General features: G+C 57.9%; 12 protein-coding genes. 7 read left to right on the top strand and 5 right to left on the bottom strand.

The annotated features are described in order from the left end of the window. Nucleotides 1-108: 108 nt before the first annotated feature. The 4 genes from ubiG to yfaE all read left to right on the top strand — a co-directional run bounded on the left by ubiG (nt 109) and on the right by yfaE (nt 4,902). On the top strand, nt 109-837 hold the full coding sequence (ubiG, locus tag N7V53_RS08045) for a bifunctional 2-polyprenyl-6-hydroxyphenol methylase/3-demethylubiquinol 3-O-methyltransferase UbiG (protein ID WP_023479904.1): 729 nt from the start codon (nt 109-111) through the stop codon (nt 835-837). 343 nt (nt 838-1,180) lie between these two features. Then, nucleotides 1,181-3,466, top strand: coding sequence for a class 1a ribonucleoside-diphosphate reductase subunit alpha (gene nrdA / locus N7V53_RS08040; protein WP_023479851.1), 2,286 nt, complete (start codon nt 1,181-1,183; stop codon nt 3,464-3,466). A gap of 51 nt (nt 3,467-3,517) precedes the next feature. Beyond that, complete coding sequence (gene nrdB / locus N7V53_RS08035) at nt 3,518-4,648, top strand: class Ia ribonucleoside-diphosphate reductase subunit beta (protein WP_023479667.1); 1,131 nt, start codon at nt 3,518-3,520, stop codon at nt 4,646-4,648. Beyond that, on the top strand, nt 4,648-4,902 hold the full coding sequence (gene yfaE, locus N7V53_RS08030; RefSeq protein WP_023479621.1) for a class I ribonucleotide reductase maintenance protein YfaE: 255 nt from the start codon (nt 4,648-4,650) through the stop codon (nt 4,900-4,902). The genes nrdB and yfaE overlap by 1 nt, the downstream gene beginning before the upstream one ends. Before the next feature lie 130 nt (nt 4,903-5,032). On the opposite strand, the gene glpQ is transcribed toward yfaE, so the two are convergent. Both glpQ and glpT read right to left on the bottom strand, forming a co-directional pair. Next, nucleotides 5,033-6,097 carry a glycerophosphodiester phosphodiesterase gene (gene glpQ, locus N7V53_RS08025; RefSeq protein WP_279793000.1) on the bottom strand — a complete coding sequence of 355 codons (1,065 nt, stop codon included), beginning with the start codon at nt 6,095-6,097 and terminating at the stop codon, nt 5,033-5,035. Between the two features lie 11 nt (nt 6,098-6,108). Then, entirely contained in the window at nt 6,109-7,461 is a 1,353-nt protein-coding gene (glpT, locus tag N7V53_RS08020; RefSeq protein WP_023479895.1) for a glycerol-3-phosphate transporter, read from the bottom strand. A gap of 277 nt (nt 7,462-7,738) precedes the next feature. Between glpT and glpA the strand changes: the two genes are divergently transcribed. From glpA to glpC, 3 genes are read left to right on the top strand one after another with little or no spacing between them, the layout of a single operon-like run. Further along, nucleotides 7,739-9,361, top strand: coding sequence for an anaerobic glycerol-3-phosphate dehydrogenase subunit A (gene glpA / locus N7V53_RS08015; RefSeq protein WP_279792999.1), 1,623 nt, complete (start codon nt 7,739-7,741; stop codon nt 9,359-9,361). Continuing rightward, entirely contained in the window at nt 9,351-10,607 is a 1,257-nt protein-coding gene (glpB, locus tag N7V53_RS08010; protein WP_279793177.1) for a glycerol-3-phosphate dehydrogenase subunit GlpB, read from the top strand. Before glpA ends, glpB begins: the two co-directional genes overlap by 11 nt. Beyond that, nucleotides 10,607-11,797: an anaerobic glycerol-3-phosphate dehydrogenase subunit GlpC gene (glpC, locus tag N7V53_RS08005; RefSeq protein ID WP_279792998.1), complete on the top strand. Its 1,191-nt coding sequence runs from the start codon at nt 10,607-10,609 to the stop codon at nt 11,795-11,797. The genes glpB and glpC overlap by 1 nt, the downstream gene beginning before the upstream one ends. 22 nt (nt 11,798-11,819) lie before the next feature. On the opposite strand, the gene N7V53_RS08000 is transcribed toward glpC, so the two are convergent. From N7V53_RS08000 to N7V53_RS07990, 3 genes are all read right to left on the bottom strand, one after another. Then, nucleotides 11,820-13,019, bottom strand: a complete 1,200-nt coding sequence (locus N7V53_RS08000) for a nicotinamide mononucleotide deamidase-related protein YfaY (protein WP_023479658.1) — start codon at nt 13,017-13,019, stop codon at nt 11,820-11,822. Between the two features lie 89 nt (nt 13,020-13,108). Then, nucleotides 13,109-13,651: a YfaZ family outer membrane protein gene (locus tag N7V53_RS07995; protein WP_076770186.1), complete on the bottom strand. Its 543-nt coding sequence runs from the start codon at nt 13,649-13,651 to the stop codon at nt 13,109-13,111. A gap of 144 nt (nt 13,652-13,795) precedes the next feature. Then, nucleotides 13,796-13,948 carry a hypothetical protein gene (locus N7V53_RS07990; RefSeq protein ID WP_279792997.1) on the bottom strand — a complete coding sequence of 51 codons (153 nt, stop codon included), beginning with the start codon at nt 13,946-13,948 and terminating at the stop codon, nt 13,796-13,798. Between the last annotated feature and the right edge of the window lie 117 nt (nt 13,949-14,065).

The following is a 14,065-nucleotide window of genomic DNA, read 5'->3' as shown; positions in this document are numbered from 1 at the left end:
ACACAACCGGTTTGATACAGGTAAACCTATAACACCCCGGCAAAGGTTTATTCATGCCGTTGGCCTGATATACTCACAGGTCTTATTGAGAGAGGAGTAAATGCGCCCATGAATGCCGAAAAACCGTCGGTTACTCAGAACGTTGATCATGCAGAAATCGCCAAGTTTGAAGCCGTTGCTTCACGCTGGTGGGACACAGAAGGCGAATTTAAACCTTTACACCGTATTAACCCGCTGCGCCTCGGCTATATCGCCGAACACGCTGGCGGCCTGTTTGGCAAACGCGTGCTGGATGTCGGCTGCGGCGGCGGCATTCTCGCCGAGAGCATGGCCAAAGAGGGTGCGCAGGTGACCGGGCTGGATATGGGCGCGGAGCCGTTGCAGGTTGCGCGTCTGCACGCGCTGGAGTCGGGCGTGCAAGTTGACTATGTACAAGAGACAGTCGAAGAGCATGCCGAAAAACAGGCCCAGAGCTACGACGTCGTCACCTGTATGGAGATGCTGGAGCACGTGCCGGATCCGCAATCGGTAGTCAGAGCCTGCGCAAAGCTTGTGAAACCCGGCGGTCACGTCTTCTTCTCGACTATCAATCGTAACGGTAAAGCGTGGCTGATGGCGGTGGTTGGCGCAGAGTATGTGCTGCGCATGGTGCCGAAAGGCACGCACGACGCGAAGAAGTTTATCAAGCCAGCCGAGCTGTTAACCTGGATCGACGATACGGTGTTACAGGAGCGTCACATCACCGGGTTACACTTTAACCCGCTGCTGAATAAGTTCACCCTCGGACCGGGTGTCGATGTTAACTATATGTTGCATACAACGGCGAAAAATCGCTAACGTCATGCGTTAATGTTATGAAGATTGCGCAGCCGCAAAACGCGCAATCTTCCCCGCCGATGAAGAAATCAGCATTCGATCAAAATTTCATTTTTTTTTTCAGATTATTGACAACCTCTGCAAGCCTTATGCGACGAGGACTTAGCGTTTATTACGCTTTCGCAACCTCAAGTTAACGTCAAAATCAACTCTTGTACTCAAAAGAATCCTTACTAGAATACTCACCATATAGCGTTTCTCTTATCGCAAACCCCCTATATATAGTATTTATCCACAGAGTTAGTCACAGTGCTGATTTGTGGATAATACGGGGGATACTTTTATTTCACGGACAGGTAAGCAAATGAATCAGAGTCTGCTGGTGACAAAGCGTGATGGTGGCACTGAGCGCATCAATCTCGACAAAATTCATCGAGTACTGGATTGGGCCGCAGAAGGGTTGAGCAACGTTTCCATCTCTCAGGTGGAGCTGCGTTCACATATTCAGTTTTACGACGGTATCAAAACCTCCGATATCCACGAGACCATTATTAAAGCCGCTGCGGATCTCATCTCCCGCGATGCGCCGGACTATCAATACCTTGCCGCGCGCCTGGCGATTTTCCACCTGCGTAAAAAAGCCTACGGCCAGTTCGAACCGCCTGCGCTGTTCGACCATGTGAAGAAGATGGTTGCGCTGGGTAAATACGATCATCATCTGCTGGAAGACTACAGCGAAGAAGAGTTCCAGCAGATGGACGGCTTTATTGATCACTGGCGTGATATGAACTTCTCCTATGCGGCCGTTAAGCAGCTGGAAGGGAAGTACCTGGTGCAGAACCGCGTGACCGGTGCGATCTACGAGAGCGCGCAGTTCCTCTATATTCTGGTTGCTGCCTGTCTCTTCTCTAACTACCCGCGCGAAACCCGTCTGGACTACGTGAAGCGTTTCTACGATGCGGTCTCGACCTTCAAAATTTCGCTGCCGACGCCGATCATGTCCGGCGTGCGTACCCCGACGCGTCAGTTCAGCTCCTGCGTACTGATCGAGTGCGGCGACAGCCTGGACTCCATCAACGCCACCTCCAGCGCGATTGTGAAGTACGTTTCCCAGCGCGCCGGTATCGGCATCAACGCCGGTCGCATCCGTGCACTGGGCAGCCCGATCCGCGGCGGTGAAGCGTTCCACACCGGCTGTGTACCGTTCTACAAACACTTCCAGACGGCGGTGAAATCCTGCTCGCAGGGCGGCGTTCGCGGCGGCGCGGCGACCCTCTTCTACCCGATGTGGCATCTGGAAGTGGAAAGCCTGCTGGTGCTGAAGAACAACCGTGGCGTCGAAGGCAACCGCGTGCGTCATATGGACTACGGCGTACAGATCAACAAACTGATGTATACCCGTCTGCTGAAAGGTGAAGATATCACTCTGTTCAGCCCGTCCGACGTACCGGGTCTGTATGACGCCTTCTTCGCCGATCAGGATGAGTTCGAGCGTCTGTACACGCAGTACGAAAAAGATGACTCCATCCGCAAACAGCGTATTAAAGCGGTCGATCTCTTCTCGCTGATGATGCAGGAACGCGCCTCTACCGGCCGTATCTACATCCAGAACGTTGACCACTGCAACACCCACAGCCCGTTCGACCCGGCTGTTGCGCCGGTGCGTCAGTCCAACCTGTGCCTTGAGATCGCCCTGCCGACCAAGCCGCTGGAAGACGTTAACGATGAAAACGGCGAGATCGCGCTCTGCACGCTCTCTGCGTTTAACCTCGGTGCGATTAAGAGCCTCGACGAGCTGGAAGAGCTGGCAACACTGGCCGTGCGCGCCCTCGATGCCCTGCTTGATTACCAGGATTATCCGATCCCGGCCGCAAAACGTGGCGCAATGGGTCGTCGTACCCTCGGTATTGGCGTGATCAACTTCGCCTACTGGCTGGCGAAAAACGGCAAGCGCTACTCCGACGGCAGCGCCAACAACCTGACGCACCAGACTTTCGAAGCAATTCAGTACTGGCTGCTGAAAGCCTCCAACGAGCTGGCGAAAGAGCAAGGCGCGTGCCCGTGGTTCAACGAAACCACTTACGCCAAAGGCATTCTGCCGATCGATACCTATAAAAAGGATCTCGACGGCATTACCAGCGAGCCGCTGCACTACAACTGGGAAGCGCTGCGTGACGATATCACCACGCACGGCCTGCGTAACTCGACGCTCTCTGCCCTGATGCCGTCTGAAACGTCGTCGCAGATCTCCAACGCCACCAACGGCATTGAGCCGCCGCGCGGCCACGTGAGCATCAAAGCGTCGAAAGATGGCATCCTGCGCCAGGTGGTGCCGGATTATGAAGAGCTGAAAGATGCCTACGAGCTGCTGTGGGAAATGCCGAACAACGACGGCTACCTGCAACTGGTCGGCATTATGCAGAAGTTTATCGATCAGTCGATTTCAGCGAACACCAACTACGATCCGACCCGCTTCCCGTCGGGCAAGGTGCCGATGCAGCAACTGCTGAAAGACCTGCTGACCGCCTACAAATTTGGTGTGAAGACGCTCTACTATCAAAACACCCGCGACGGCGCGGAAGATGCGCAGGATGACCTGGTCCCTTCTATCCAGGACGATGGCTGCGAAAGCGGCGCATGTAAGATCTAACTAAGGGGCGGGGAAACCCGCCCTTTTTTTCGCAAGACAGGACTCACATTCATGGCATACACCACCTTTTCTCAGAAGAAAAACGATCAGCTGCTCGAGCCGATGTTCTTTGGCCAGCCGGTGAACGTGGCGCGCTACGACCAGCAAAAATATGACATCTTCGAAAAGCTGATCGAAAAGCAACTCTCCTTCTTCTGGCGTCCGGAAGAAGTTGATGTTTCCCGCGATCGCATCGACTTCCAGGCACTGCCGGAACATGAAAAGCATATCTTTATCAGCAACCTGAAGTACCAGACGCTGCTGGACTCGATTCAGGGCCGTAGCCCGAACGTCGCGCTGCTGCCGCTGATCTCCATTCCGGAGCTGGAAACCTGGGTTGAAACCTGGGCGTTTTCAGAAACCATTCACTCGCGCTCCTACACCCATATCATCCGCAATATCGTTAACGATCCGGCGGTGGTGTTTGACGATATCGTCACCAATGAGCAGATCCTCAAGCGTGCGGAAGGGATCTCCTCCTTCTATGACGAGCTGATTGAGATGACCAACTACTGGCATCTGCTGGGCGAAGGTACCCATAGCGTGAACGGCAAAACCGTCACCATCAGCCTGCGCGAACTGAAGAAGAAGCTCTATCTCTGCCTGATGAGCGTGAACGCGCTGGAAGCGATCCGCTTCTATGTCAGCTTCGCCTGCTCCTTCGCTTTCGCCGAGCGCGAACTGATGGAAGGCAACGCCAAAATTATTCGCCTGATCGCCCGCGATGAAGCCCTGCACCTGACCGGCACCCAGCATATGCTGAACCTGCTGCGTTCCGGGGTTGACGATCCGGAGATGGCGGAGATTGCCGAAGAGTGCAAAAAAGAGTGCTACGACCTGTTTGTCCAGGCGGCGCAGCAGGAGAAAGAGTGGGCGGAGTATCTCTTCTCCGGCGGCTCAATGATTGGCCTGAACAAAGATATCCTCTGCCAGTATGTTGAGTACATCACCAACATCCGTATGCAGGCGGTGGGCCTTGACCTGCCATTCCAGACCCGCTCCAACCCGATTCCGTGGATCAACACCTGGCTGGTGTCCGATAACGTGCAGGTGGCGCCGCAGGAAGTGGAAGTGAGCTCCTACCTCGTCGGGCAGATCGATTCGCAGGTCGATACCGACGATCTGAGCAACTTCCAGCTGTGATGAGCCGGGTTACGCTCCGCCTTTCCGGCACGCATGTGCATTGCCAGGAAGAGCACCCTTCCCTGCTGGTGGCGCTGGAGTCCCAGCAGGTGGAAGTTGAATACCAGTGCCGTGAAGGCTATTGCGGCTCCTGCCGCTGTCGGCTGGTAGCAGGCCAGGTGGACTGGATTAGCGAGCCGCTGGCCTTTATCAACGAAGGGGAAATTTTGCCCTGCTGCTGCCGGGCGAAAGGCGATATCGAGATCGAGATGTAAAAAAATGCCGGGTGGCACTGCGTTTACCCGGCCTACAGTTACTGCACACTCATACTTCCCAGGCCTGATATCCTTTGTAGGCCTGATAAGCGAAGCGCCATCAGGCAACTTCGCTTATCGGGTTCCACTCTTATTTACGCTTTAAAAACTGCACCGCTTTATCGGGGAAATCGGTAAACAACCCGTCGACCCCGGCCTGGTGGTACAACACCTCATAAAGCTGATTCACATCGCTGGCATAGGGCGGAAGCTGATCGGCGCGCACCGTAAACGGGTGCACCTGCAAATGGCTGGCATGCGCCTCTTTCACCATTGCGGTTAACTGCACGTGGCCCGGCTTCGAACCATCCGCCACCAGCATATGGTAATCGGGGCCGATACCATCCGCGTACTGCGCAATCTGCTTCATCGCGCCGGGTTTCAGCATCCAGTCATAATCGTAATTGACCCACTTACCGTCCGGCTGCTTCTGTTGGGTCTCATTCCATTTGGTATAGGCAATCAGCTGCACCAGATTGAGATCCATCCCCATCTTCGGCTCAAGCTCATTTTTGATGCGCTTAAGCTCATCGGCGTCGAAACATTGCAGATAGACCTTATCTTTCTTGCTGCTGTAACCGTACTTCTTCAGCACCTCGAGGGTCGCCTTCGCAATATCCTTCCCTTCCTGATGGTGGAACCACGGGGCTTTGATCTCCGGATAGATCCCGATATCTTTGCCGGTCGAGTGGTTCAGCCCTTGTACAAACTCAATCTCCTCTTCAAAGGTATGAATGCGGAAATCGGACTTGCCCATCGGGAAACGGCCCGGGAAAACCTGCTCTTTCTTGCCGTTCTTTAACTCAAACCCTTCGCTGAATTTCAGCGAGCGGATCTCATCCAGCGTGAAATCGATAGCGTAATAGCGGCCATCTTTGCGGGCGCGGTCGGGAAAGCGCTCGGCAACATCGGTGACGCGATCGAGATAGTGGTCATGCAGCACCACCAGACGATCGTCTTTGGTCATCACCAGATCCTGCTCCAGATAATCGGCACCCTGGGCATAGGCCATCGCTTTGGCAGGCAGCGTATGCTCCGGCAGATAACCGCTGGCACCGCGATGGGCGATTACCAGTTTCTCCGCAGCCAGTGCCTGGCCTGCCATCAGGCCCGCCAGCAGCAGGCCTGTCGTAATGCGGCTAAAGGTCAATTTCATAACATCTCCTGTTATTGACGACGCGCAAGCACGTCAGCGTGATGGCGTTTTTCGCCAATCATCACCACGATCAGCAGCAGAACCGCTAACACGCTGCCACCAATCATCACCATGAAACCGCCGTCCCAGCCGAAGAAATCGACGGTATAACCAACAATGGCGCTCGCCGCCACTGAACCACCAAGGTAGCCAAACAGGCCGGTAAAGCCCGCCGCGGTACCGGCCGCCTTCTTCGGTGCCAGCTCCAGCGCGTGCAGACCAATCAGCATCACCGGGCCGTAAATCAAAAAGCCAATAACGATCATGCAGGCCATATCCACGCCCGGGTTGCCCGCCGGGTTGAGCCAGTAAACGATGGTGGCGATGGTCACCAGCGTCATAAAGAAGACGCCGGTCGCGCCGCGGTTGCCTTTAAACACTTTGTCCGACATCCAGCCGCAGATCAGCGTGCCGGGAATGCCCGCGTACTCATAGAGGAAGTAGGCCCAGGAGGATTTATCCAGCGCGAAGTGCTTCACCTCTTTCAGGTAGGTCGGCGACCAGTCGAGAATGCCGTAGCGCAGCAGATAGACAAAGACGTTAGCGATGGCGATATACCACAGCAGCTTGTTCGGCAGCACGTACTGCATAAAGATCTGCTTCGCCGTCAGCTCCTCTTCATGCTTGTCGCTGTAATCATCCGGGTAGTCGTTTTTGTACTCTTCAATCGGCGGCAGGCCGCAGGATTGCGGCGTATCGCGCATCAGTGCGAAAGCGATAATCGCCACCAGAATGGCACCAAATGCCGGCATATAGAGCGCCGCGTGCCAGTCGTTAAACCACGCCATCCCCAGCAGGAAGAGCAGCGGAGGCAGACCGCCGCCGACGTTATGGGCGCAGTTCCACACCGACACAATGCTGCCGCGCTCCTTCTGCGACCACCAGTGCACCATCGTGCGTCCGCACGGCGGCCAGCCCATCCCCTGGAACCAGCCGCAGAGAAACAGCAACACAAACATCACGGCGATGCTGGAGGTGGCCCACGGCACAAAGCCCATAAACAACATCACAGCTGCGGCCAGAATCAGACCGGCGGGCAGGAAAACGCGCGGATTCGAGCGATCCGACACCGAACCCATGATGAATTTTGAGAAGCCGTAGGCAATCGAGATCCCCGACAGCGCAAAGCCCAGATCGCCGCGCGAGAAGCCCTGCTCTACCAGATAGGGCATTGCCAGCGCAAAGTTCTTACGCACCAGGTAGTAGGCGGCGTAACCAAAGAAGATGCCCAGAAAGATTTGCCAGCGTAAGCGGCGGTACAGAGGATCAACCTGCGCGTCGGGCACGCGAGACTGGTGGGGGGCGGGTTTGAAAATGCTCAACATAAACTGCCTCCGTGGCACGGTAAAAGTCATGACATCAGGCGTCATGAGTGAAAACGAAAATCGCTTGAGTTGTTCGCGGCGGATTGTAGAGAAAGTTTTGACGAGAAAGAACGAAATGCCACATATAATGTTACAGAAATATGACAAAGCTCTAACTTCGTGCGGAAAAGTGCATTTCACTTTCGTTTCTTGTTCGTATATGCGCGATATCAAACAAACCACAGTAAGGGTATGGCTAAATGGCCGGTAAAGAACGTCGACCAGCCAGGAGACGACCGTGCCCTACTCAAACGACTACGATGTGATCATTATTGGCGGCGGCGCAACGGGTGCCGGTATCGCCCGTGATTGCGCCCTGCGCGGCCTGCGCGCTGTTCTGCTCGAACGCCACGACATTGCCACCGGAGCCACCGGCCGCAACCACGGTTTGCTGCACAGCGGCGCGCGTTATGCGGTGACCGACAACGAATCAGCGCGTGAATGCATCGCCGAAAACCAGATCCTCAAACGTATTGCCCGCCACTGTATTGAAGCGACCGACGGGCTGTTTATCACCCTGCCGGAAGACGATCTGAGCTACCAGTCACACTTCATTGCGGCCTGCACCCGCGCCGGGATTGCCGCGCAGGCCATTAGCCCACAGGAAGCGAGGCGCATGGAGCCGAGCGTCAACCCGCAGCTTATTGGCGCGGTGCGCGTGCCGGACGGCACTGTCGACCCCTTCCGCCTGACCGCCAGCAATATGCTTGATGCCCGCGAGCACGGTGCAAAAATCCTTACCGGCCACGAAGTCTGCGGCCTGCTGCGCACGGGCGACACGGTGTATGGCGTGCGCCTGCGCCATGTCGCCAGCGGTGAAATCCGCGACCTGCATGCCCCGGTGGTGGTCAATGCCGCCGGGATTTGGGGCCAGCGCATCGCGGAATATGCCGATCTGCGCATTCGCATGTTCCCGGCAAAAGGCGCGCTGCTAATCCTTGATCACCGCATTAATCAGCATGTTATTAACCGCTGCCGCAAGCCCGCTGATGCCGATATTCTTGTGCCCGGCGACACTATTTCGCTGATTGGTACCACCTCAACGCAGATTAACTATGCCGATATCGATAACGTGCGCGTCACGGCGGATGAGGTGGATATTCTGCTGCGCGAAGGGGAAAAACTGGCACCGGTAATGGGGCAGACGCGCATTCTGCGCGCCTATGCTGGCGTGCGCCCGCTGGTGGCGAGCGATGACGATCCCAGCGGGCGCAACGTCAGCCGTGGCATTGTGCTGCTCGACCATGCTGCGCGCGACGGGCTGGAGGGTTTTATCACTATTACCGGCGGCAAGCTGATGACCTACCGCCTGATGGCCGAGTGGGCAACGGATGCCGTCTGCCGCAAGCTCAACCATAACGTAGCCTGCACCACGGCGACAAAAGCATTGCCAGGATCGCTGGGTTCCCCGGGTGAGGCGCTGAAGAAGATCATCTCCCTGCCAACGCCGCTGCGCGGTTCAGCAGTCTACCGCCACGGCGATCGCGCCCCGGCGTGGCTCGCCAGCGACCGGCACAGCCGCAGCCTGGTGTGCGAGTGCGAAGCCGTCACCGCCGGTGAAGTGCAGTACGCGGTGGAAAACCTCAATGTCACTTCACTGCTCGATCTGCGCCGCCGCACCCGCGTCGGTATGGGTACCTGCCAGGGCGAGCTCTGCGCCTGCCGCGCCGCCGGGCAGCTTAACCGGCTGCACGTCACGCGCGACAACGAGGCGCGCAGGCAACTGGCGGAGTTTCTGAACGAGCGCTGGAAGGGAATCAAACCCATCGCCTGGGGCGATGCGCTGCGTGAAAGCGAGTTTACCCGCTGGGTTTACCAGGGGCTGTGCGGGCTGGAGAAGGAGCACGATGATGAGATTTGATACGGTGATTATCGGCGGCGGGCTGGCGGGATTGCTGTGCGGCATTCGTCTGAGCGAGAGCGGCCAGCGCTGCGCGATTGTCAGCCGCGGGCAGAGCGCGCTCAGCTTCTCTTCCGGCTCTCTCGATCTGCTCTCCCGTCTGCCGGACGGCAAACCGGTCGACACGCTGACGGATGCCATTGCGCACCTGCAACACCATCACCCTGAGCACCCTTATGCACGGCTTGGCGCCGAGCGCGTGCGCCACTATGCGCGGCAAACCCAAACTCTGCTCGCCGACTGCGGGCTACAGATGCAGGGCGATGTCGATACGCCGCACCTGCGCGTCACACCGCTGGGCACTTATCGCCGGGCGTGGCTCAGCCCGCAAGAGATTGCGTTGAAACCACAGCAGGGGCTGCGTGTCGGTGTCGTCGGCATCAGCGGCTTTCTCGACTTTCAGCCGCAACTGGCGGTAGAAGCGCTGCGCCAGCGCGGCATTGCTGCCGAGGCGGAAGAGATTGCGTTACCGCTTCTCGACACGCTTCGCGATAACCCGAGCGAATTTCGCGCCGTGACCATCGCGCGCCAGCTCGATCGCCCTGAACATTACGCCGATCTCTGCGCCGCCCTGCGCCCGCTGAGTGCGCGGTATGAGATGCTGTGGCTTCCCGCCTGTTTTGGTCTGACGGAGAGCAACGTGTTTACGCAGTTAAGCGAAGATCTGGCCTGCCCGCTGCGCCTGATCGCCACGCTGCCCCCTTCGGTGCTGGGCATGCGCTTACAGCACGCCTTGCAGCAGCGGTTTACGCGCAGCGGCGGCAGCTGGATGCCGGGCGATGAGGTGCTGCGCGCCGATATTCATCACGGCCAGGTAACACAACTCTGGACGCGCAAACATGACGATCTGCCGCTGCGCGCCCGCCATATCGTGCTGGCCAGCGGCAGCTTTTTCAGTAACGGGCTGATCGCCGGACGCGATCGCGTGCGCGAAGCGGTATTCAATCTCGATGTTCTGCAAAGCGCCTCGCGCCGGGAGTGGTACGGCGAGGATCTCTTTGCCCCGCAGCCGTGGCACCAGTTCGGCGTGCGCACCGATGAACAGCTTCGTGGTCTGCACGACGGGCAACCGCTTGAAAATCTCTATGCGATCGGCTCGCTACTTGGCGGCTATGACGCCATCGCCCAGGGCTGCGGCGGCGGTGTTTGCGCCGTGACGGCGCTGCATGCGGCGCAGCAGATCCTCGATCAGGGAGGAAAACCCTAATGCACACCTCTTTCGAAAGCTGTATCAAATGTACCGCCTGCACCACCGCCTGCCCGGTAAGCAGGGTCAATCCCGCTTATCCCGGGCCAAAACAGGCCGGGCCGGATGGCGAGCGGCTGCGGCTGAAAGATGCCGCGCTGTATGACGAAGCGCTGAAATATTGCACCAACTGTAAGCGCTGCGAAACCGCCTGCCCGTCCGGGGTGAAAATTGGCGATCTCATCCAGCGCGCCCGCGCGCAGCATGGGGCAAAACCGCTCTCAGTGCGTAATGCCATTCTCAGCCATACGGATTTAATGGGTACCCTGTCGACGCCTCTCGCGCCGCTGGTCAACGCCGCGACATCCCTGAAGCCGGTGCGCCAGTTGCTGGATAAAACGTTAAAAATCGATCACCACCGCACGTTGCCGAAATACGCCCGCGGCGGCACGTTTCGCCACTGGTATCGCAGCGTGGCGGCGCAGCAGCGCGCCTATGGCGAGCAGGTGGCGTTTTTCCACGGCTGCTATGTCAATTACAACCATCCACAGCTGGGAAAAGACCTGATCCGCGTGCTGAATCAGATGGGCATTGGCGTGCAGTTATTGCAGCGTGAGAAGTGTTGCGGCGTCCCGCTGATTGCCAACGGCTACTTCGCAAAGGCGAAAAAGCAGGCGCAGTTCAACCTCAGCGCATTAGAGCAGGCGATTGGCATGGATGGAATGCAGGTGCTCGCCACCTCCTCCACCTGCGCCTTCACCCTGCGCGACGAGTATCCGCACCTGCTGGAGGTCGATAACAGCCATCTGCGCTCGCACATCGATTTAGCCACCCGCTGGCTCTGGCGACAGCTCGATGAGGGGCATATGCTGCGGCTGAGGCAGATGCCGCTGAAAGTGGTTTATCACACGCCGTGTCATATGGAGAAGATGGGCTGGACGCACTACACGCTGGATCTGCTGCGGCGCATTCCGGGGCTGGAGCTGACGGTGCTGGACTCAGCCTGTTGCGGCATCGCGGGCACCTACGGTTTTAAGCGGGAGAACTACGCCACCTCACAGGCCATTGGCGCACCGCTGTTTGCACAAATTGACGCCAGCGGCGCGGATCTGGTGGTGACGGATTGTGAGACCTGCAAATGGCAGATTGAGATGTCCACCGGAAAACCCTGCGAACATCCCATTACGTTGCTGGCGCGGGCATTAGGCTAACGCCAGCGCCTCTCCTGCTGGCTTATTCCACGGCGAGAGTTTCAACCACCGCAATCCAGCCGTGATCGCTGGCGATATCTTTGCCAGCCAGCCAGCGGCGCAGGATATTGAGCGCCATCATTGCGCAGACTTCCTGGCGCACCGCCAGGCTGTGGCGGCTACTGTTGAACTTCACCCGCAGCGCGCGGGTGCCTTCCGGCGTCGCCAGCGCAAAGTTGAGATGATCCTCTTCCAGCCCGGTGACGGTTAACGCCAGCCCGGCGAGATGCCGGTTGCGTGACTCGGTTGTCCAGCGCGCGGTTTGTGCCAGCGCTTCCGCCTGCGACGGCAGCACTTCACTGGCGAGCAGCGGCGCACCGGCGCGGGAGAGTTGCAACGCGATAAGCCCGCTGGTGAACTGCTCGCTCAGGGTCAGGCTCAGCTGGCGCTCGCGCAGCGCGGCGGCAATCGCGGCCGGTAAACCCTCGGTGCCTTCAAAAATCAGGCTTTCCCCCGCCACTTTTTTCACTTCCGGCCACAGCGCTTCCATCGCCGTACGCTGCTCTGCCGGACCGGTCAGTTTCAGTTCGATAATCGGCATCGATGAGCGGTAACCCATCACCACGCCGGGCGGCAGATCGAGATGCTGGAGTTTTTCTGCCAGATCGCTCTCGGAGCGACCAAAGGTGGTCAGACGCAGGCAGACCGGCGGCTGCGGCAGAGTGAAACGCTCACGCAGACGCGGCAGGATCTCCTGCTCAACCATCACTTTAAATTCTGAGGGGACGCCGGGGGTAAAGAACATCAGGCAGCGGTTAAACTGCAATGCAAACCCGCAGGCGGTGCCGACCGGGTTATCGACCAGCTCGGCGCTGGCGGGGATCTCCGCCTGCTTGCGGTTGCTGGGTGCCATGACGCGGCCGCGATCGGTAAAAAAGCGCTCCATCTGCTTAAGCCACGCTTCGTGCAGCACCAGCGTTTCGCCTTTGGCGGTGGCCGCTGCCAGCGCGCTCAAATCGTCGCTGGTTGGCCCAAGACCGCCGTTGACGATCAGCACATCGGCCTGCTCGCTGCGCTCGCGCAAAATCGCAATCAAGTCGTCGAGGTTATCGCCAACGGTATGGCGGCGCGTTAACGGCAACCCCTGGTTAAAAAATACGTCGGCCAGCCAGGCCGCATTGGTATCGACAATCTGGCCATGCAGCACTTCATCGCCGGTCGATAACATCTCCACATTTAACATCGTTCGCTCCTGCAATCGGGGTTGAAACACTATAGCGCATGCGCAGACTAAAGAGGGGAAACGGGCGCGGCGGTTGCCGCGCCGGGGGATCAGAAGCTGGCGCTGGCGCCGAGATAAGGACCATCCGCAACGATGCTGTCGCGGCGGCCATCTTTGCCTGCCATCTCAATGTAGCGATAACCGGCTTCGACGGTGAACGGGCGCATAATGGTATAACGCGCACCGGCCTTGGCTTCCTGGTACTCTTTAACGCCGCTTGAGAGCGAGTCCGGAGAGTAGTAATACTCGCCGAAAATGTTAAAGCTGCGGGCGATCTCCCACTGCAAACCGCCGCCGACAGCGATGGCGTAGCCTTCGCTGCCCTCATCCGGGTTCAGGTAGATGCCTTTACCACCAACGGTTGCCAGGAACGGCCCGAGCGGCAGGTTGTAACCAAGCCCAAGGCTTGCGGTATCACCATCATCTTCGCTATGCGCCCAGTTACCGCTGACCGCGATACCGCTGGTTTCGGTTCCCAGACCGAAACCGAGGCTGCTGTAATCTTTACCAATCTGTCCATTCAGGCTAATCGCCTGCGCACCGGCGGAGGCCAGCAACATGCCAGCACATCCTAATAGAGCTAACTTTTTCATTTTCACGTTCCGCACGAAACGGGGCAGCGCCCCAAAGCGTCTGATTGTACGCTTATTTTCCCGACAGCAGAACGTCTAATAGCGTGCACGGCCTGAGGCAAATACGCTTTCGGGGCTGAGGGATAAAAGACTGCTCTGGGGAGTTCAGTGGCGAGCCTTCTCTACCATCTCAACCGGAATACCGGTCAGGGAGGCCACAACGTCAGGCTCCATCCCCTTTTCCAGCATCACTTTCGCGATGCGCATCGCCTTCGGCTCGCCCCTGAGCCAGCCCCTCTTCGCGAAGATATTGTGCAATGTTCATTAACGTCTCCTTCTGCTGCTGATCCGCTTTTGCATCCCTGTCGCAAATTAGCACACTCTGAGCGCGTGTCAGCCGTCAGTTTTCGCTCTGTCGAGGTAGCTCGCAAAAAG

The organism is Kosakonia sp. HypNH10 (genome assembly GCF_029850615.1).
Classification (GTDB): domain Bacteria; phylum Pseudomonadota; class Gammaproteobacteria; order Enterobacterales; family Enterobacteriaceae; genus Kosakonia; species Kosakonia cowanii.
This window is presented reverse-complemented; position numbering and strand designations above follow the sequence as displayed.

Bases quoted from the DNA above. Each gene is read 5' to 3' on its own strand.
- glpB (WP_279793177.1), top strand. From the start codon at position 9,351: ATGAGATTTGATACGGTGATTATCGGCGGCGGGCTGGCGGGATTGCTG.
- nrdA (WP_023479851.1), top strand. From the start codon at position 1,181: ATGAATCAGAGTCTGCTGGTGACAAAGCGTGATGGTGGCACTGAGCGC.
- N7V53_RS07995 (WP_076770186.1), bottom strand. From the start codon at position 13,651: ATGAAAAAGTTAGCTCTATTAGGATGTGCTGGCATGTTGCTGGCCTCC.
- ubiG (WP_023479904.1), top strand. From the start codon at position 109: ATGAATGCCGAAAAACCGTCGGTTACTCAGAACGTTGATCATGCAGAA.
- glpQ (WP_279793000.1), bottom strand. From the start codon at position 6,097: ATGAAATTGACCTTTAGCCGCATTACGACAGGCCTGCTGCTGGCGGGC.
- yfaE (WP_023479621.1), top strand. From the start codon at position 4,648: ATGAGCCGGGTTACGCTCCGCCTTTCCGGCACGCATGTGCATTGCCAG.
- glpC (WP_279792998.1), top strand. From the start codon at position 10,607: ATGCACACCTCTTTCGAAAGCTGTATCAAATGTACCGCCTGCACCACC.
- nrdB (WP_023479667.1), top strand. From the start codon at position 3,518: ATGGCATACACCACCTTTTCTCAGAAGAAAAACGATCAGCTGCTCGAG.
- glpT (WP_023479895.1), bottom strand. From the start codon at position 7,461: ATGTTGAGCATTTTCAAACCCGCCCCCCACCAGTCTCGCGTGCCCGAC.
- N7V53_RS08000 (WP_023479658.1), bottom strand. From the start codon at position 13,019: ATGTTAAATGTGGAGATGTTATCGACCGGCGATGAAGTGCTGCATGGC.